The organism is Rhodococcus sp. NPDC127593 (genome assembly GCF_042671975.1).
Taxonomy (GTDB): Bacteria; Actinomycetota; Actinomycetes; order Mycobacteriales; family Mycobacteriaceae; genus Rhodococcus_F.
Genome location: NZ_JBHXWI010000090.1, coordinates 1 through 19,386 on the forward strand (window position 1 = coordinate 1; position 19,386 = coordinate 19,386).

General features: G+C 64.3%; 18 protein-coding genes. 17 read left to right on the plus strand and 1 reads right to left on the minus strand.

What is annotated here, in order from left to right:
• Window positions 1-779: 779 nt before the first annotated feature.
• A complete protein-coding gene (locus tag ACFVJ3_RS44760; protein ID WP_378458192.1) occupies window positions 780-1,388 on the minus strand; it encodes a TetR/AcrR family transcriptional regulator in 609 nt (202 codons plus the stop codon).
• A gap of 222 nt (window positions 1,389-1,610) precedes the next feature.
• Here ACFVJ3_RS44760 and ACFVJ3_RS44765 point away from each other — a divergent pair, with 222 nt between their 5' ends.
• The 17 genes from ACFVJ3_RS44765 to ACFVJ3_RS44845 all read left to right on the plus strand — a co-directional run bounded on the left by ACFVJ3_RS44765 (window position 1,611) and on the right by ACFVJ3_RS44845 (window position 19,346).
• Window positions 1,611-2,399 (plus strand): crotonase/enoyl-CoA hydratase family protein, encoded by a 789-nt coding sequence (locus tag ACFVJ3_RS44765; RefSeq protein ID WP_378458193.1) that lies wholly within the window; start codon window positions 1,611-1,613, stop codon window positions 2,397-2,399.
• A gap of 163 nt (window positions 2,400-2,562) precedes the next feature.
• Window positions 2,563-3,885, plus strand: coding sequence for an MFS transporter (locus tag ACFVJ3_RS44770; protein ID WP_378458194.1), 1,323 nt, complete (start codon window positions 2,563-2,565; stop codon window positions 3,883-3,885).
• 45 nt (window positions 3,886-3,930) lie between these two features.
• Entirely contained in the window at window positions 3,931-5,343 is a 1,413-nt protein-coding gene (locus ACFVJ3_RS44775) for an AMP-binding protein (protein WP_378458195.1), read from the plus strand.
• Window positions 5,304-5,774 (plus strand): hypothetical protein, encoded by a 471-nt coding sequence (locus ACFVJ3_RS44780; RefSeq protein WP_378458196.1) that lies wholly within the window; start codon window positions 5,304-5,306, stop codon window positions 5,772-5,774. The genes ACFVJ3_RS44775 and ACFVJ3_RS44780 overlap by 40 nt, the downstream gene beginning before the upstream one ends.
• Before the next feature lie 11 nt (window positions 5,775-5,785).
• Window positions 5,786-6,568: an SDR family oxidoreductase gene (locus tag ACFVJ3_RS44785; protein WP_378458197.1), complete on the plus strand. Its 783-nt coding sequence runs from the start codon at window positions 5,786-5,788 to the stop codon at window positions 6,566-6,568.
• Window positions 6,569-6,576: 8 nt separating this feature from the next.
• Window positions 6,577-8,289: an acyl-CoA dehydrogenase gene (locus ACFVJ3_RS44790; protein WP_378458198.1), complete on the plus strand. Its 1,713-nt coding sequence runs from the start codon at window positions 6,577-6,579 to the stop codon at window positions 8,287-8,289.
• Complete coding sequence (locus ACFVJ3_RS44795; RefSeq protein ID WP_378458199.1) at window positions 8,286-9,125, plus strand: MBL fold metallo-hydrolase; 840 nt, start codon at window positions 8,286-8,288, stop codon at window positions 9,123-9,125. The genes ACFVJ3_RS44790 and ACFVJ3_RS44795 overlap by 4 nt, the downstream gene beginning before the upstream one ends.
• A 15-nt stretch (window positions 9,126-9,140) precedes the next feature.
• Entirely contained in the window at window positions 9,141-10,700 is a 1,560-nt protein-coding gene (locus tag ACFVJ3_RS44800; RefSeq protein WP_378458200.1) for a long-chain fatty acid--CoA ligase, read from the plus strand.
• 34 nt (window positions 10,701-10,734) lie between these two features.
• Window positions 10,735-11,472, plus strand: coding sequence for an SDR family NAD(P)-dependent oxidoreductase (locus ACFVJ3_RS44805; protein ID WP_378458201.1), 738 nt, complete (start codon window positions 10,735-10,737; stop codon window positions 11,470-11,472).
• Window positions 11,469-11,921: a MaoC family dehydratase gene (locus ACFVJ3_RS44810; protein ID WP_378458202.1), complete on the plus strand. Its 453-nt coding sequence runs from the start codon at window positions 11,469-11,471 to the stop codon at window positions 11,919-11,921. Before ACFVJ3_RS44805 ends, ACFVJ3_RS44810 begins: the two co-directional genes overlap by 4 nt.
• 172 nt (window positions 11,922-12,093) lie before the next feature.
• The gene (locus tag ACFVJ3_RS44815; protein ID WP_378458203.1) at window positions 12,094-13,071 is read left to right on the plus strand and encodes an NAD(P)H-dependent flavin oxidoreductase; all 978 of its coding nucleotides are present in this window, start codon (window positions 12,094-12,096) and stop codon (window positions 13,069-13,071) included.
• Between the two features lie 202 nt (window positions 13,072-13,273).
• Entirely contained in the window at window positions 13,274-13,903 is a 630-nt protein-coding gene (locus ACFVJ3_RS44820) for an alcohol dehydrogenase catalytic domain-containing protein (RefSeq protein WP_378458204.1), read from the plus strand.
• Window positions 13,904-14,935: 1,032 nt separating this feature from the next.
• Entirely contained in the window at window positions 14,936-15,904 is a 969-nt protein-coding gene (locus ACFVJ3_RS44825; protein ID WP_378458205.1) for an enoyl-CoA hydratase/isomerase family protein, read from the plus strand.
• 7 nt (window positions 15,905-15,911) lie between these two features.
• The gene (locus ACFVJ3_RS44830) at window positions 15,912-16,829 is read left to right on the plus strand and encodes an alpha/beta hydrolase (protein WP_378458206.1); all 918 of its coding nucleotides are present in this window, start codon (window positions 15,912-15,914) and stop codon (window positions 16,827-16,829) included.
• A complete protein-coding gene (locus tag ACFVJ3_RS44835) occupies window positions 16,826-17,437 on the plus strand; it encodes a carboxymuconolactone decarboxylase family protein (protein ID WP_378458207.1) in 612 nt (203 codons plus the stop codon). Before ACFVJ3_RS44830 ends, ACFVJ3_RS44835 begins: the two co-directional genes overlap by 4 nt.
• Entirely contained in the window at window positions 17,434-17,724 is a 291-nt protein-coding gene (locus ACFVJ3_RS44840; RefSeq protein ID WP_378458208.1) for a hypothetical protein, read from the plus strand. The genes ACFVJ3_RS44835 and ACFVJ3_RS44840 overlap by 4 nt, the downstream gene beginning before the upstream one ends.
• Window positions 17,721-19,346 carry a GMC oxidoreductase gene (locus tag ACFVJ3_RS44845; RefSeq protein ID WP_378458209.1) on the plus strand — a complete coding sequence of 542 codons (1,626 nt, stop codon included), beginning with the start codon at window positions 17,721-17,723 and terminating at the stop codon, window positions 19,344-19,346. Before ACFVJ3_RS44840 ends, ACFVJ3_RS44845 begins: the two co-directional genes overlap by 4 nt.
• Window positions 19,347-19,386: the final 40 nt, after the last annotated feature.

Sequence of the window (19,386 nt, forward strand, 5' to 3'; positions counted from 1 at the left end):
ATCCGCCGCTACATCATCTGGCGAAACAACCACGCCGCCGACCAAAAACTACGAGAAATCGTCAACAAGGCAAACGTTGCCTGATACGGCACTAGAGCGCGGTCTCCGAAGGCGCGTCATTTCTCCTGTTGTCCCAGACTTCTCAGGGCCGGAGAGTGTAGCAGGGGCTTCTTCAGTCGGGCGAGGAATTCGACGCCGGGGATGCCCAGACCGTTGGGCTGACCAATCGAGTCATCGATGGCCGCGAGGCCTTGACACGTGCGGTCGATGCGGCAGCGTCTATTTCGAGAATCTCCACGGGAGTCGGTGCGGATCACCAAGCGGCTTCTGTCTCGTAACGGGCCCCGGCCGGGTCGCTGTCGGAGGCGAGACGATCCACGGCGTCGCGGAGAGCGGCACCCGCCCCGCGTGCAGGCACAGTGTGCTCATCGAAGAGTCTGAATTGTTCATCGTGCGCCGTAACTCCGATGAAGCCCGAGCGACAGTCATCCGCCATCGTCAGGCCGGGTAGCGCTGGGGTGTGGCATGTGTCGGCCCCGAGCCAGAAGAGATGCATAGAGAATGCAGGTTGATGGCGGGGGTGCCATCGTCTCGGGGCGACCAAGGGGTATCGGCAAGGCAAATGCTATGAGGTGTGATTGACCGACGCCGTAGCCCACAGGTCGTCACCGAACACCATCGCGCAGTCCGATCCCGGAGATTCGGTCACGTAAGGTTCGTTGTTGCGCATGGCTGGCGATCGCTACCTGGATCGACTCGGCCTACCAACCTGTAGACGGTCAGGCCACGGGCTCGATCACGCTGGCGATCGTGTCGGTGACGGCTGCGAGGGAGTGCTCGTCGCGGGTCGAGAGGGCAACAACGAAGGATCCCTGGATGAGCGCGAGGACGCCGTCGGCCATGTCGTCGGCGCTGCGGTCGGTCCGCACGTCACCCGCCTGCTGCCCCTGCGTGAGGAGCCCGGCGATGTCGTCCTTCATCGCGTGAATGCTTCTGTTGAGTTGACTGCGGAAGACCTCGGACGTCGCACCCACTTCTGTGGACAGCTTGCCGGCGAGGCATGCTCGTTGGTATCCGGTACGGACGAAATGTTCGGCCATCTGACTGAAGTAGCCGGTGAGCTTGGCGGAAGCGTTCAGACCGTCCTTCCTGATCCACTCTGCGAGCAACCCGGACTGGTAGTCGGTATACCGATCGAGCAGAGCTTGCGTGAAGGCTTCCTTCGAGCCGAAGTGGTGGTAGAAGGATCCCTTCGGGACGCCCGCGGCGGCGAGGACGGCGTCGACGGTGGTGCCGTGGAAGCCGTGCGCGTAGACCAGTCGCATACCTTCACGGAGAAGGCGCTCCTTGTGCGAGATCGCTTGCGCCGGTGAAGTGCTCGTGGTCACGTCGATTTCCCCCTCTATGACAGTGGAACGTCTCACGGTCAACTATACCTATTGACGATCTAGTCTAGACCTATTAGTCTAGCGATGCGTGGTGAGCGTCACACATGTTGAGGCAACGCCCTGACGGCCCATCCGGCAGCGCCGCACGCTGCCGACGTCCTTCACGTCACCATTTCGTTCGCCGATGCCGGCGCAATTCGAATTACCCAGAAGGGAAGTGCTATGAGCTCGGAGTCCAAGCCTGGCGAGGTCACCATGCGGGTGGACGGCCACATCGCCGTCATCACGGTGGAGAACGAAAGCAAGTTGAACTCCTACACCCCTGAGATGATGGTGCAGTTGGCCGATCATCTGACCGCGGTTGATGAGGATGATGATCTGTGGGTGGCGGTGTTCTGCTCGGCCGGTAAGCACACCACGGCTGGCCTGGACATGCCGAAGTTCTTCGGTCCCGGGAAGTCCGCGCAGGTGGTGCGTGAGGATCAGGTGGATCCCTTCGGGCTGACCCGCAGGTGCCGCAAGCCGGTGATCGCCGTGGTGCAGGGGATCACCTACACCGTCGGTATCGAGATGATGCTGGCCGCCGACATCGTGGTGGCGGCCGACACCGCGCGGTTCGCGCAGCTCGAATCCAAACGCGGCATCGCACCGCTCGGCGGAGCGCACTTCCGTTACCTCACCCGGACGGGCTGGGGAAATGCGATGTACCACTTGTTCCTGTGTGACGAGTTCGACGCCCAGCATGCATTGCAGCTGGGATTCGTTCAGGAGGTGGTTCCGTACGGCGAGCACATCGACCGCGCCATCGAACTCGCCAGGGAGATCTGCAAGAACGCCCCGATCGGAATTCAGGCGACCAAGGAGGCCGCCCTGGTCTACCTGGAGGCAGCCGAGAAGGCTGCGATCGCTGAGATCCCCCGGATTCAGGAGACGGTGTTCGCAAGCGAGGACTTCCGCGAGGGAATCCAGTCCTTCGTGGAGCGCCGAGAAGCGAACTTCCAGGGTCGCTGATGCGCTGCTGACAGCACCAGGTTGTCAGAACTTCCAATGTACGCACCTTCCTTTGTCGACAAATCGTCGACGTCGGCGCCGGGCGCACGTCAGACCCCGGTAGGCGCAGTCGAAGCGGAAATCCGTTGCGGCCCTACCTCATCACCTCCCAGAGGGGCTCAAGATGTCCATGAACACCAGTACGCGGGTGCACCAAGTCGCCGACAGGCCGGCATCACGCGGCAAAGCCTGGGGATTGACTTTTTTCCTCGTGGCTCTCTACACCGTCAACTTCGGCAACCAAGCCGTACTCGGCCTCGCGGCCCAGCCGCTGAAGGTCGAGTACGGACTGACCTCGTCGCAGATCGGTACGATTGGCAGTGCCTTCTTCGGCGCGATGCTGGTCGGCGGATTGTTGGCCGGAACACTGAGCAAGTGGTTGACCCTGCGGTGGGCGCTTGCGCTGCTGGCGCTGGCCTGGGCTGTAGTGATGCTGCCGATGGTCTTCGCCGCCGGATTCGCCGTCCTGCTGATCAGCCGCCTGCTCCTCGGTCTTGCCGAAGGGCCCTCAGCCTCGTTGATCTTCACGGCAGCCTACTCCTGGCATCCGGAAGATCGACGTTCTCTGCCGGCGACCGTGATCACCTCCGCGGCTTCCCTGTCGAAGGTTGCAATCGCGCCGGTTCTCGCCGTAGTGATCGCCCAATGGGGCTGGCGTGCTGGGTTTCTCGTTCTGGCTGGAGTGGCCGTGCTCTGGTGCGTCGTCTGGTTGCTGATCTGGAGTGATGGACCGTACGGGGCGCAGCGCGGTCAGGGGAGTTCCGCAGGCTCCGAACCGGTAGAGAAAAACGGCGCCGCGGAGTGGAGACGACTGCTCCTGACGCCGACCTTCCTGGCTGCCACCTTCGCAGCGGCCAGCATGTTTGCCGTGATCGCAATGGGGCTGACCTGGATACCGTCGTACTTCGAGCAGGGCCTTGGCTACAGCCGCGTGCAGTCCGGAACGATGTTTGCGTTGCCGAGTGCGGCGGCCCTTGTCTTCATGTTCCTGTTCTCCTTCCTCAGTGATCAACTGCTCGGTCGTGGTGTGAGCAAGCGATTGGTTCGCGGGGTGCTTCCGGCCGCCGGCCTGGTGCTCGGCGGTGTGGCCCTATTGCTTCTGCCAGTGTTCGGGGTCCCGGCAGTGGCTGTGTTGGTCCTCTCGGTCGGATACGGCCTGGGAAGTACCGTGATGCCGCTGTTCAACGCAGCGGTGGCGGACGTTGCTCCTCCTCGCCAGCTCGCCGGGGCGTTGGGGGTATTCACCGCGGCCTGCTATGTCGGCGGCATCATCGGTCCGCTGGCCACCGGGAAGCTCGTAGCCGCGGGCACCGGCGCGTCGGGGTACCTGCTCGCGTTCCAAATCTTCGGTGGTGTCGCACTGGTGGCTGCGTTCATCGCGATGGTGGCCGTCAACCCCGTGCGCGATGCGCTCCGGATGCAACAAGCAGTTGACCAAAACGTCTAGACGAATTAGTCTAATCGTGTTTCCGACTTCTACCTCGGAGGACCCATGAGCGAGACCGTTCCCGCTGCGGCATACGAGCAGAGTTTCCCGGATCTGTTGCGGCGGCAAGCGATCGAGCACCCCAGCCAGCCGGCCGTGTCCTGGCCGAGCGACGGTCGGCTGGCGACGCTGACGTGGCGCGAGTACCGCGATCGCGTGCTCGACATCGCCTCGGGGTTCATCGAATTCGGAGTCGCAGCCGGTGATACGGTCGCGATCCTCTCGGGGAATCGAGTCGAGCACCTGCTCGCCGATCTGGCCGCTGTCCACTGCGGCGCCGTGCCGGTGAGCGTCTATCCGACGCTCTCACGGGAACAGCTCGCTCATGTCATCGCCGATATCGCGCCCACGTTGGTGCTGGTGGACGAGGCCGCCGCTGCACTGCGCGTCGCCCAGGCGTCATCCGTGCCAGAGGACCGAATCTTCGTCATCGACGCGGATACCGGTGCACCGTCCGGCCTTCCGGTCACCGGGCGCTGGCACGAGCTGGAAACCATCGGTGCGAGGACGCGGGCCGAGAACGAGAAGGAGATCGACGTCCTCATCGGGTCGATCGAGCTCGACAATCCCCTGACCTATGTGTATTCCTCGGGAACCACCGGACCGTCCAAGGGCGTCATCCTCACACACCGGAACCTGCTCGCGCAGGTCGGATCCCTCGCTCACATGGAGCAATTCACCTTCGACCGCGTGGTCTCGCATTTGCCGCTCGCGCACATCGTCGAACGGGTGTGGAGCATCTATATGCCGCTGAAAGCCGGAAGTCACGTGCTGTGCTGTCCCGATCCGGCGCAGCTCATCCGCAGCCTGACTGCGCACCGGCCGACTTTCCTGATGACGGTGCCGCGGGTGTGGGAGAAGCTCAGCAAGACAGCCGAAGACTTCATGGCATCGAGTGCTTTCGAGGCGACCCGAGAGGAACTCGAACGCGACCGGGCAACCCTGTCCCAGGAGTGGGCACTCCAGCAGGAGGGTCAGTACGTACCCATCGAACTGGCCGTGGCTGCCCGGCTCGCCCGCGAAGGAGCCGTACGGGATGTCCAGACAGCACTCGGTATGGACGAAGTCCGCACCCCCTCCAGCGGTGCGGCGCCGTTGAACGGCGAGGTGAGCAGGTTCCTCGCCACTCTCGGATTGGACATCTCGGAGGGGTACGGGTTGACCGAGAACTCCGGTCCCGCAATTGTCGAGCGACCCGGCCTCCTTCAGCCCGGTTCGGTTGGTCTCCCGATGCCGGGTTGGGAGGTTCGAATCGACTCCGACGGCGAGATCCTCCTCAAAGGAGCGGGAAACACGCCCGGATACAGCCCGAGGAGACCGCGGCGCTGTTCACCGCGGACGGCTGGCTCAGGACCGGCGATATCGGCCACCTCGACAAGGTGGGACGACTCCGCATCACCGACCGAAAGAAAGAGATAATCGTCAACGCCGCGGGAAAGAACATTGCTCCCACCGCCATCGAACAACGCTTGGCAGGCCGATCGTTCATCGACCAGGCGATGGTGTTCGGCGAAGCGCGACCGTACATCGTGGCGCTGCTCACCGTCGACGAGCATGCCCTGCGGGCCTTCGCGGCCCGGCACGACATCAGCGGCGTGGACGTCGACGCGTTGATCGCACATCCCACCGTGCTCGCGGAGGCGCACGCCCTGGTCGACGACGCCAACAGTGCGCTGTCTCGGCCGGAGCAGATCAAGAAATTCACGCTGGTCGCTCGAAGCTGGACCGCTGAATCGGGCGAAATGACCCCGACGTTCAAGCTCCGCCGTCGGGTGATCCAAGACAACCATCAAGGCCTGCTCGATGCGCTGTATGCGCAGACCACACCGGCTCACGCACCAACTCGCTAGGAGAAACAACGATGAAGTCCGATCTGTTCTCGGTCGACGGCAAGACCGTCCTCGTCACCGGCGGAACCCGCGGCATCGGGTACATGATCGCGGAGGGCTACCTCCGCGCCGGTGCCCGGGTCTACATCTCTTCACGCAAGGAAGAGGCGTGCCGCAAAGCCGCACAGGATCTGTCGCAATTCGGCGAGGTGGTGGCCATTCCCTGTGACGTGAGCAGCGAGGAGCACTGTCGGGCACTGATCGACGAGATCTCCGACCGCGAGTCGCGGCTGCACGTTCTGATCAACAACGCCGGCGCGACCTGGGGTGCTCCGTTCGACGAATTCCCGGACTCGGGATGGGACAAGGTTTTGGCGGCAAATGTGAAGGCGCCGTTCAACCTTACTCGATTCGCCCGACCGCTCCTCGAGAAGGCGTCCATCGAGGGCGACCCGGCCCGGGTGATCAACATCGGATCCATTGACGGGATTTTCGTACCCGGATTCGACAATTACTCGTACTCGGCGTCCAAAGCGGCGGTCCATCACCTTACCCGGCACATGGCCTCGGAATTGTCGCCGTCGATCCTGGTCAATGCCATCGCTCCGGGACCGTTCCCGACGAAGATGATGGAGAAGGCCCTCGAGGAGAGCGGCGACACCTTGCGTGAGGCGAATCCGGTGGGCCGGATCGGCAAGCCCGAGGACGCGGCAGCGACCGCCATCTTCCTGAGTTCACCGGCCAGCTCGTACATCACCGGGGCGGTCATCCCCCTCGATGGGGGTTTGAGCACCACCCTCGGCATCAAGCTCTAGGAGAACACGTGTACCAGACACCAGTTCAGGACTACGAGTTTCATCTCGACAAGATCATCGACGGCCAGCAGCTGCTGGACACCGTCGGCCCCGAGGACACCAAGCTCGCCGATATCAGCGAGATCCTCTCGCACGCCGGAGAGTTCTCCACGGCCGTCATCCATCCCTTGAATGTAATCGGCGATCGTGCCGGTGTGAGCCTTGAGGACGGACGGGTCACCAGCGCGCCCGGGTATGTGGAGGCCTACCGGGACTTCGTCGGGGCCGGGTGGTTGAGCGTCGGAGTTCCCGAGGACGTTGGCGGGGACGGGATGCCGCACATCGTCACGAATGCGCTCGACGAACTGTGGGCGGCCGGGAGCCCGGCGTTCAACCTGTGTACCGGACTGACGGTGGCCGCCGCCCAGGCCATCCTCACCAGCGGGGACGACGAGATTCGCCGCCAGTTTCTGCCCCCCTTGGTCTCTGGCCGCTGGACCGGCACGATGAACCTGACCGAGCCGCAGGCCGGCACCGACCTCGCCGCGATCCGCAGCATCGCCCGGCCCAACCCGGATGGGACCTGGGCGGTCAAAGGCCAGAAAATCTTCATCACATGGGGCGATCACGACGTTGCCGAGAACATCGTTCACCTCGTCCTCGCTCGCACACCCGATGCACCCGATGGTCTCGCTGGCCTCTCGCTGTTCGTCGTGCCGAAGTTCTTATCTCACCCGGACGGCACCCTCGGCGAGCGCAATGCCGTGAAAACCCTAGCTCTCGAACACAAGCTGGGGCTGCACGGCAGTCCAACGTGCGTCCTCGAGTACGAGAACGCGACCGGGTTTCTCCTCGGTGCGCTGCACCGTGGGCTCGAGGGCATGTTCGTGATGATGAACATCTCCCGCATCGGAATCGGTGTGCAGTCCCTCGGGGTCGCCGACCGCGCCTATCAAATGGCGCGCGACTACGCGCAGGAGCGGGTCCAAGGCCGGGTGGTCGGTCGCACCGATAGCGGCCCGATCGCCGAACACCCGGACGTCGCCCGACTCCTGTTGTCGATGGCCAGCACCATCTCGGGTATGCGGGCGCTCTCGGTGCAGGCGTCGGCGTGGATCGACCTGTCCGGCTCGTCGGCCGCGGCGCGGAAGCTGGCGGATTTCTTCTCGCCGATCGTCAAGGGCTGGTTCAGCGAGTCGGCCGTGCAGATCACCTCCGACGCCATCCAGGTGTACGGGGGGAGCGGGTTCATCGAGGAGTCCGGCATCGCGCAGTACTATCGCGATTCGCGCATCCTGCCGATCTACGAGGGCACGACCGCGGTGCAAGCAAACGACTTGGTCGGCCGGAAGATTCTGCGAGACAAGGGCGTCGTAGCACTGTCCGTGCTCGATCGGATATCTGACGAGCTGCCCTTCCTGCGAGCTGCCGACCATCCGGTGGCAGCACGAACCGCCGATCGCCTCGAGCGCGCCGTCAACGCCGCCCGATCGGCCATCGATCTGCTCCTCGCCCGTGCGGCGGACGCACCGCGTGATGTTTACGCGGCAAGCGTGCCGGTCCTGCTGATGTGGGGCCTGCTCGGTGCCGGTTGGATGCACGCCCGTATCCTGCTCGCCGCCCTCGACGTGGACGACGAACACACACCCCGCCGCGTCAGGGAGGCCGACTTCTTCGGCGCGCATCATCTGAGTCGTATCGCTTCACTCCTCGAAGCCGTAGAAGCTGGAGAAATTCGATGACAGATCTCACGCTCGACGTGTACACCAGCCCGATGCTGGAGCTGCCCAACGGCGGAATGTTTTCGCCGACCACCTCGACACTCGTTCTCGGCGACACCGAGGTGGTCCTGGTGGACACGCCGTACCTCGCCGAGCACATCGAGGAGGTGATCCGCCGGATCGAAGCGTCTGGCCGAACTTTGACGGCAGTGTTCATCACCCATGGACACTCGGACCACTACTTCGGTCTGGAGCGTATTCTTGCGCAGTTTCCGCAGGCCCGAGCGGTGGCGGTGGCGTCGGTCGCCGCCCATATCGAGTCCAACCTGGAAGCCGATCGCGCCTTCACTCGCGACTTCTTCGCCGGTGCCGCCGTCGACAACAGTGTCGGTCCGACTGCTCTCGATGGCGACGTGCTGCTCGTCGACGGCCACGAGTTGCGCATCATCGAGATCGAGCAGGCCGACATCGCCCCGGCCGCGATCGTGCACATCCCGTCCATCGAGGCGGTAATCGCCGGCGACGCCGTCTATAACGGAATCAATCCGTTCCTGGCCGTCTCCGGTCCGGCCGAGTGGCACAAGTGGGTCGAGAGCGTCGACCGAGTTGCTGCGCTCGAGCCGCGCATTGTGGTTGCCGGTCACAAGCAGCCATGGCTACCCGACGACGACCTCGCAGCATCCGTCGACGCCACCCGTAACTACCTGCAGACGTTCATAAACGGAGTCGACCAGTGCGCCAACTCCCGGGAACTGGTAGCCCACATGCAGCAACGCTTCCCGGATCACGGCAACCCCTCGGCCCTGATCTTGTCGGCTGTGAATGCATTCAAACGAAAGAAAAGCGTCGATGCCTGAAAACACCGATCCGTCATGTATCTGACCCAGGGCTTACACCGGGCCGTGCAGCAGACCCCGAGTCGCCCGGCGACCATCTTCCGAGACCGGGTGTTCACTTTCGCCGAGCAACGTGATCGCGTTGCCCGGCTCGCAGCAGGATTGCGGACACTCGGCATATGCGATGGTGAGCGGGTCGCCATGCTCGCGCTGAATTCGGACCGGTACTGCGAGTATTACCTGGCCGTACCGTGGGCCGGCGCAGTGCTCAACCCGGTGAATACTCGGTGGAGCACTGCGGAGATCGTCTATTCGCTGACCGATTCCGGCACGTCGGTGCTCCTCGTCGACGACGCGTTCGTGACCACGGTCGCCGCAATCGCGAGCGAATACCCCGCCCTGCGGGCGGTTGTCTACTGCGGTGACCAGGCGACACCGGACGGCATGGTCGGTTACGAGGATTTGATCGCCAAGTCGGCACCCATCGACGACGCGTACCGCGCCGGCGACGATCTGGCGGGGATCTTCTATACCGGCGGAACAACCGGGTTCCCGAAGGGCGTGATGCTCACCCACACCAACCTCGTCACCTCGGCCTTGGGAGCCCTGAGCAGCGGGACCAGCGTAACCAGGGACGGGCGACTGCTCCATTCCGCTCCGATGTTCCACAGCGCCGACTTCGCCTCCTGGACGCAGCAGACGATCCTCGGCGGCACCCACGTGATGCTGCCGGCGTTTGATCCGGACCAGGTGCTCGCGACCATCGAGCACTGCCGTATGACGGACGTGGCGCTTGTACCCACCCTGATGCAGCGCCTCGTCGACCACCCGGAGATCGACGGATACGACCTCTCGTCGCTGCGAACCGTGCTCTACGGCGGTTCCCCGATAACGCCGGCCGTGCTGGCCCGCACAAGAACAGTGCTGCCCGCCGCCCGCCTCGGGCAGGTCTACGGGATGACCGAGCTGGCCACTGTCGCCACCCTGCTCGCCCCGGGGGATCACATCCTCGACGGCCCGAACACCGACCGGTTGCGTTCGGCAGGCCGCGCAGCGCCACACGCTCAAATCCGGATCGTCGGCACCGATGGTCGCGAGGTCCCGACCAATCGCACCGGCGAGATCATTGTCCGGGGAAGCCATTGTTCACCCGGCTACTGGAACAAGCCGGACGAGACGTCGGCGACATTCCGCCACGGGTGGGTGCATACGGGCGATGCCGGTCATCTGGACGAGCGCGGGTACCTGTTCGTCGACGACCGGATCAAGGACATGATCGTCACCGGTGGTGAGAACGTCTACTCGACCGAGGTCGAGACCGCCATCTGCGAGCACCCGGCAGTCGCTGCGGCCGCGGTCATCGGTCTTCCCGACGAACGGTGGGGTGAGCGCGTGCATGCAGTCATCGTCTTGCGTGACGGTGCTACGACCACCATCGCCGAAATCCGCGACCATACGAAAAGGCTGATCGCGGGATACAAAGCCCCGCGCACTGTCGACTTCGTCGACACACTCCCGCTGTCGGGTGCGGGGAAAGTACTCAAACGAGCACTCAAAGAGCACTACTCGGCGTCCCCGCACCAGCAGCCAGCGTAGACAACTTCCCACTCGATCCAGCAAGGAGCAACGTGTGTCAAATTTGACCTACAACTTTTCCGGACAAACCGTCATCGTGACGGGTGCGGCCCGAGGCATCGGCTTCGAGGTCGGCAAGTTCTTTCATGAGGCGGGCGCAGATGTTGTTCTCGTCGACTTCGACAAGGTCGCTCTGGATGCAGCGACCGAGGAACTGGGCTGCTATGGCGCTCATGCCGACGTGAGCGACTCCGACTCGGTACAATCCGTCATCGACTACGCGATCGAAAAGACCTGCCGCATAAACGTTCTCATCAACAACGCCGGCATTATCCGGGACAAGATGCTGTGGAAGTTGACCGACGAAGACTGGGATCAGGTGCTTGCCGTCCATGCCGGCGGAACGTTCCGGTTCACTCGCGCCTGTGTACCGCAGTTCCGCACCCAAGGGCATGGCCGGGTCATCAACGTCACCTCCTACACCGGACTGCGCGGCAACCCCGGTCAGGCGAACTATGCCACCGCCAAGGCGGGCATCATCGGATTCACCAAGACCGCAGCCAAGGAGCTTGCGAACTTCGGCGTGACGGTCAACGCGATCTCCCCCAACGCCGAGACCCGCATGATCGCCTCGATTCCGAGCGACAAAAGGGCCGAGGTCACCGAGCAGATTCCGTTGAAGCGCTTTGCTGATCCGCGCGAAATGGCAGCGGCTATTGGATTTCTGGCCTCAGCTGAGGCCGGTTACATCACGGGCGTCGTGCTGCCCGTAGACGGAGGGATTTCGATATGACAGCCTTCACGACCCTGGACGAAGTCCGGGCTTCAGCGGGAACGGATCTCGGTGTCAGCCGCTGGATCGACATCACCCAGGACCGGATCAACGCCTTCGCCGAGACGACCGAGGACCGGCAGTGGATCCACATCGATCCGGCAGCCGCCGCGGCAGGTCCGTTTGGAACCACGGTCGCGCACGGATTTCTCTCTCTTTCATTGATCGCCGTGTTCAGCGAGGAACTGCTCGAGGTCAAGGAAGTGCGCACGGGCGTGAACTACGGGTTGAATAAGGTGCGTTTCCCCGCCCCGGTACCGGTCGATTCGCGAGTTCGCGGTCGGGGACGACTGGCGTCGGTAGACGAGATTCCCGGTGGTGTCCAGGTAACGGTCGTGGTCACAGTCGAACGTGACGGCTCTGATCGACCGGTTTGTGTTGCCGAGTCCGTACTCCGACTGCTCACCTGAAACCCTGCGGGACAACGACGGACCGCTAGCGGAGACGACCAACGCCGTCTCGAACTGCAACCAGATGGGCCGCTTCCTGCACTCAGACCATGCGAGTAGCGGACCACCTGATTGAAGCCAAGTCCCGTTCACCGCTCGCCGACCAATTACCCCCGCAACCGGGAGGCCAATAATGTTCAAGACCTCGTTCACCGAAACGTTCGGCATCGAACACCCCGTCGTCTGCGGCGGAATGACTGCCGTCGGCACCGCCGAGCTGATCTCGGCGGTGGCGAATGCCGGAGCACTCGGATTCCTCACCGCACTGACACAGCCCACCCCCGAAGCACTCTCGAAGGAAATCGCGCGCACTCGGGAGATGACCGACAAGCCGTTCGGCGTCAACCTCACTATCCTCCCCACCATCAACCCGGTGCCGTACGACGAGTACCGCGAGGCGATCATCGAGGGTGGGGTGAAGATCGTCGAGACCGCAGGTAGCAATCCCGCACCGCACCTGCCCAGTTTCAAAGCCGCCGGGGTCAAGGTGATCCACAAGGCGGTGGCCGTGCGCCACGCCATCAAGGCCGAGAAACTCGGCGTTGACGCAGTGAGCATAGACGGCTTCGAATGCGCCGGACACCCCGGTGAAGACGACGTCCCCGGCCTCGTCCTGATTCCCGCCGCCGCGCGGCAGCTGACCATCCCGATCATCGCCTCCGGCGGCATCGCAGACGGCGCGGGACTCGTCGCCGCGCTCGCGCTGGGTGCGTCTGCGGTGAATATGGGCACCCGCTTCGTCGCCACCACCGAGGCCCCGGTGCACGAGAACCTCAAACAGCAGATCGTCGCGAACGACGAATGCTCCACCCAGATCGTGTTTCGTGAGTTCCACAACTCTGCCCGAGTTGCCCGCAATGCGATTTCGGAGCAGATCGCTGAAGTTTCGAAGCGTCCGGGCGCCACATTCGCGGACATCGCCCACCTCGCCTCGGGCCAACGGGGCCGCACGGAGGTGCTCGGTAAGGGCGACATGGACGGCGGGCTGTGGTGGGCGAGCCAGGCGCAGGGCCTGATCCACGAGGTTGCCAGCTGCGCCGAGGTAATCGACCGCATCATCACCGACGCACGGAACCTGGTGGCGAAACAGTTGCCGGAGCTGCTGTCGTGACGGGCGGAACAATCTGCAGGCTGATCGAGTGGGAGCGGCATAGAGCGTCGGCGGCAGTCGCTGGGTTGAATGAGGGCGACTGCAGCACAGCGCAACCGAGCGTGATAGCGGTTTCACACTCCCCAACGCCGAGCGGGAGAATGCGCACGGGCCGCGGACCCTCACTCTCCCTTCCGGCACAGATACCGATCAAGGAAGCACATTGAAGATCACTGCGTTGCAGATAGCGGCCGGCGGCGGGTTCGACACCGTCACCCGAATCGACCTCAATGAGCGGGAACCGGGCCCGGCGGAGATCCGGGTCCGTCTCCGGGCGAGTTCTCTCAACTTTCACGATCTCGGCGTCGTCAGCGGGGCAACGGCTCCCCGGGAACCTCGTATTCCCCTGTCGGACGGTGCCGGCGACGTGATTGCGGTCGGCGCGCAGGTCACCGAGTTCGCCGTCGGTGACCGCGTCGTGAGTACCTTCTTCCCGGACTGGTTCGACGGCGACCCACACGCGGTCGGCTTCGCTCGTACACCAGGGGACGGTATCGACGGCTTCGCCCGCACCGAGGTCACCATGCCCGTCTCAGCGTTCACCCGCGCACCAGCCGGATACAGCCACGCCGAGGCCGCGACCAGGGTCATCGCCACCTCGTCGAATGACGACAAACTCGCCCGACTCGCCGATCTCGGCGCCGACCACTTGATTAACTACGTCACCTTGCGAACCTCGTCACCCCACTTGGGTGTCGTGCGGTTCAGAATTCGGGGAATCAAACCTGCTGGGCACCGGAGGAATGGGGGCTGCCGGGTACGGCGCCCCGCGGCACTTTCCACGGTCTCCTGACGTCACTCTTTGTGTGGGGAGCCCGCTCGTATGGGGGTAGGTCAGCTCGAAACGCTCCTGGGTCTCAGGCTCGCGTCGAGTTCGCGGGGTGGTCGACAACGCAATCACTGACGGTCAGTCGATCCGGGAGATACGAATGAGCTTCAGATCGCTGCATCACTGATCCGCGCTATTGGCGAGGTATCTTACGGGGCGGACACGATCAGGATCCGAAAACCCGAGTCGCCCGACGTTTTTCAGACTAAAACTGACGCATCCACCTGATGGGGGTGTTCGGCTCGCTCTCGCGTATCACCAACGCCAACTGGAAAATTTCTCCCCAACGGCATCAGCCTCTCCAGTACTGCGTCGGCGCTGTCGGCAAATCGACTTTGCGAGTTCGAGTGTGATGAAACCGTACACGAGACTCCACAACTGAGGCCGACACCACACTGGGGTTCGCATTTCTCATCCGGCCGGATCTCACGAGCCGCTCGGACGCGCTGAAGATGTGGCCATAGGCATGGCGGAAAGTCGGCGAACCCATACTGGGCGGAGTGTCAGAAGACGTGAGCGGCCGGCACGTCCCGCGATCGACAGTCTGAACATCAGGTCATACAGTGGCGGATTGCGGGCGACCCGGCGGCGCGTCAACGGTCAGCGACGCCAGATCTGTGACGGGATCATCGGTCACCGGCACCATCGCCAACGCTGCCGAGAGGGCCTCGAGTCCGTGGTCGATGACGGCGGGTGAATACGGGAACGCCGCCGAAGTGGCTGTGGACCACCATCGTCGAGAGCCCGGCCGCCGCGGTCACCGTACGTGCTTTGATCGCCGAAGGGTCCTGTTCGGCCAGCAGTCGGATGGTGGCGTGACTGAGCCGCTCCGGTACACCATCCACGGCCCCTCCCCATACATCTCCCATCTCCGCCACGTCGGTCCCTGCCCCTGGCCCGGGCTGGCATGCGATCGGTACGGCCCCTTGTCGCGGCCGTGTAACTTCGTTATAGTGCTGGCAACGCGTTATTCGAGATCTATTGAGAGGGTTAGCGATGACACATCAGGAACCGGGCCGGCTCGTGATCGAGGACCGCGGAACGGTTCTTGTCGTCAAGGTCGACGGCGGACCGCACAGCTTGTTCGGCGTGCAGATCGCCGACCAACTCGACGCGCTGGTGAACCGTGTCGACAGCGACCCAGGCGTGCACGCCGTCGTGTTCACCGGTGCACGGGAGGGCCGGTTCGTCAGCCACGCCGACGTGCGGTGGCTGCAGGCCGAGGGTGCTGCCGTGCCCGAGTTGAGCCGACGCGGCGCCTCGGCTGCCCTGCGCCTGGCCCGCGGTGTGGATCGGGCCCACGTTCCCGGTCCGGTGCTGCAGAGAACCCCGCTCAAGGGAGTCGCCCAGCTCGACCGGCTGCATGACACGTTCCTGCGGATGAACGCCAGCGGTGTCATCTTCGTCGCCGCACTGAACGGTTCGGCTCTGGGTTTGGGCGCGGAGTTCGCGTGGGCCTGCGATCTGCGGATCATGTCCGACGGTGACTTCTTCATCGGCCAGCCGGAAGTGCTCCTCGGAATCATGCCCGGCGGTGGCGGCAGCCAACGGTTGACCCGCCTGATCGGTACCCACAAGTCGCTGGTCGCCATCCTGGAGGGCAAGCCATTCACGCCTGCACAGGCACTGGCCAACGGTGCGGTGGACGAAGTCGTGGCGCCCAAGGATGTTGTGACGCGGGCGGTCGAACTGGGCGAGTACTTCGGCAAGCGGACCAAGAAGGCCGTCGAGGCAATCAAACGCTCGGTCTACTTCGGCGGTTCCATGTCGCTCTCGGAAGGCTTACACGTCGAGCGCACCGAGTTCCTCGGCACCGATCAATCCGAGGAGGGTCAGGAACTGATGCTGCAGTACCTCGCGGATATCGAGTCCACCGGTCAACTACCTCTCTACAGCCCGGACACCTACGCCGACGCGCTGGCGTCAGGAAGAGTTCCCGGCGCGTTTCGACCCAGTCGGCGGTGACTCGGAAATGATTCCTGCACAGTCCTTCACCCGTCACGGCGTCTCGTTCACCTCCGGCAAGGACAGTTGCGCCGCGTGGCTCTACCTGCCCACTGGGGTGACTTCGCCGCCGGTGGTGGTCCTCGGACACGGCCTCGGGGCCACCCGCGAGATGCGCCTGGACGCCTTCGCCGAGCGTTTCGCACAGGCTGGCATCGCCGCGCTGGCCTTCACCTACCGGCACTTCGGTGATAGCAGCGGCCAACCCCGCCAACTGCTGTCCATTAAACGTCAGCTAGCCGACTGGGATGCCGCCATCGCCTTCGTGAAGGGACGCCGCGACGTCGACGGGACGAGGGTGGCGGTCTGGGGCAGCTCCTTCGGTGGTGGGCATTCCATCACGGTTGCCTCGCGTCACCCTGAATTGAAGGCGGCGGTCGCCCAATGCCCTTTCACCGATGGGCTGGCCTCCGCGGTCGCGCTGGGCCCCTATGCCTCATTGAAGGTGTTGCCGTTGGTAGCCAGGGACTGCCTGTCGATGGTCACTCGGCGGGAACCGGCAATGATCCCCCTGGCCGGTCGCCCCGGGTCGCTGGCCTTGATGAACGCCCCAGATGCCTTGCCCGGCTACCAGGCGCTGCTGCCGCCCGACACGACGTTCCGCAACGAGGTCGCCGCCCGAGTGGCGCCGACGATCGTGGCGTACCGGCCCGGGCGGTCGGTCAAGACCATCGCCTACCCGATCCTGTTCTGCATCAGTGACACCGACACAGGCACGCCGCCCGAGCAAACCGAGCGATACGCGCGCACCGCACCCCGTGGAGAGATCAAGCACTACGACGCCGGCCACTTCGAGTTCTACCTCGGCGAGCCGTTCGAGCAGCTGGTGAGCGATCAGATCGAGTTCCTGACCCGCCACCTGCGCCCGGCAGGAGCAGAGTCGTGAACACCGATCACGCCGACGAACTCGGCGGACGGTTGCCGCTGGCCGACCCCGCGACCCTCACCGCCGAGCAACGAGCGCTCTTCGACCGCATGCTCACCCGAATCGTGCCGTGGGCCGATGACGCCGGATTTCAGACCACCGCGAAGAACGGGCGGCTCATCGGGCCGTTCAATCCCGCTCTGCTCAATCCCGCTGTCACCGCGTCGCTGTTGGACTTGCACGTCACCGAACGGGCCCACACGTCGTTGAGCGAGCGGGTCCGCGAAGTGGTCATCCTCGCCGTGGGCGCCGTCTGGCGGGCAGATTACGAGCTGTACGCCCACGTGGCCGTGGCCCGCAGCGCCGGGTTGTCCGACGCCGCTGTCCGGATGATCGCCGCCGGCGAGCAGCCCTCTGAGCTCAGCGAGCAGGAGACGATCGCGCAGCGGCTCACCCAGCAGCTGTCAGCAAGTCACCGTGTCGACGACACGCTCTACCGCCAGGCCGAAGACGCGTTCGGCGTGCACGGTTTGATCGACATCGCCTTCCTCATCGGCATCTATCACGCGGTGTGCGCGACGTTGAACCTGTTCGCCATCCCCGCCCCCGAACAGGCAGGACCCTCATGAAGCTTTCCTCGCTGCCGGATCGCCGCGCCGAGCACGATCCCCACGGGCCCGCGGTCTCCGACGCGCGCCTGAGACTGACCAGCGCACAACTGTCCGACCGTGTGCAGTCGTCCTCACATCCCCTGGGTGAACTGAGGATTGGCTCCGTTGACCTGGTTGCGCTTCGTCCCATCACCGAGCGGGTCTTCCCATTCGTCGCGACGTTGGATGCGCTGGCCTACGTCGAGAGCGGGCGCGCCAAAGGCAAGGTGGCCGTGACGATGAACGATGCTGGTGACCTACCATGACGAGCACGGATTTCGACTACGACTGGTTGGTGATCGGATCGGGGTTCGGGGGCAGCGTCTCGGCATTGCGACTGTCCGAGAAGGGATTTCGCGTAGGAGTCCTCGAACGCGGCCGCCGCTATGACCCCGAGGACCTACCCACGTCGGCCTGGGATTCCAGCAAATACACCTGGGCGCCCCGGCTCGGCAAGTTGGGGATCATGCGCACGTCGATCTTCCGCCACGTCTTCTTCCCCTCCCAGAGTGGCGTCGGGGGTGGCAGCCTGGTCTACGGCGGAGTGCTGTACCGGGCCAAGGAGGAATTCTTCCACGGCGTCCAGTGGAGCGCGCTCGGCGACTGGGAGAAGCTGCTGCGACCGCACTACGCCACTGCCGAGCGGATGCTCGGCGCGGCCCCGGTCCCCTTCGATTCGGTTCACCAGCAATGGATCCGGGAAATGGGACGCCACTTCGGCACCGAAGACACCGTCACCCTCGCACCGACCGGGGTGTTCTTCGGAGAGCCGGGTAAGACCGTGGCCGATCCCTACTTCGGCGGCGAGGGCCCCGACCGCACCGGATGCACCCGCTGCGGCGCCTGCATGGTGGGCTGCCGGGTGGGCGCGGTGAATTCGCTGACGAGAAACTATCTGTGGTTCGCCGAACGAAACGGCGTGCAGATCCTGCCCGAACACCAGGTCCTCGACGTAACTCCGCTCGGCAGCCCGGATGGCGGTGACGGCTATCGTGTCACCAGCGAGCACCCCGGCCCCAAGTTCGGTCACGACCGACGGACCCGCACTCACACCACACGAGGGGTGATCTTCGCCGGCGGGACGCTGGGCACCAACGAACTTCTGGCCAACTGTAAACACGGCGGCTCACTGCCCCGGATCAGCGACCGCCTCGGCGAGTTGGTGCGCACCAACAGCGAATCCGTCCTGACCGTGCTGCTGCCCGAGGACCGCGGGAGCTGGCGCGATGTCACCGCCAGCAGCAGCGTGCACGTCGACGCCGACACCAACATCGAAATGCTCACCTACGGCCCCCACGCGGACATGCTGAGCCTGCTCTACACCGTGCTGGTCGGCGACGGAACCCGGGTCACACGACCCCTGAAGTGGCTCGCCGCGATCGCACGGCACCCGCTGCAATGGCTCAAGACGCTCTGGCCGGTGGGCTGGAGCCGGCGCACGGTGATGCTGCTGGTGATGCAGTCCCGGGACAACGCAATCACGTTCCGCGCCCGCAAGCGCCGGTGGGGTCGCGGCTACCGGCTCTCCACCGAACAGAATGCCGACACACCCAGCCCCACCTACATCGACAAGGGCAATCAAGCCGCCCGCTGGCTGGCCGACCGCACCGGAGGCATCGCGCAAAGCAACGTGCTCGAAGCGCTGGGTAACATCCCCTCCACCGCCCACATGCTCGGCGGCGCCGTCATCGGCGCGGAACCCGCCAGCGGCGTCATCGACAAGGATCTGCATGTCTTCGGCTACCACAACATGCTTGTCTGCGACGGTTCGGCGATGCCGGCCAATCCCGGCGTCAACCCAGCCCTCACCATCACCGCCCTGGCCGAATACGCCATGTCACAGCTTCCCGCGCCGGACCCCAAGACCACCGACACGGCGGCTGGGTAGGGATTCCGCCTGTGCGACGATCACGATCAAGTGCGTCGCG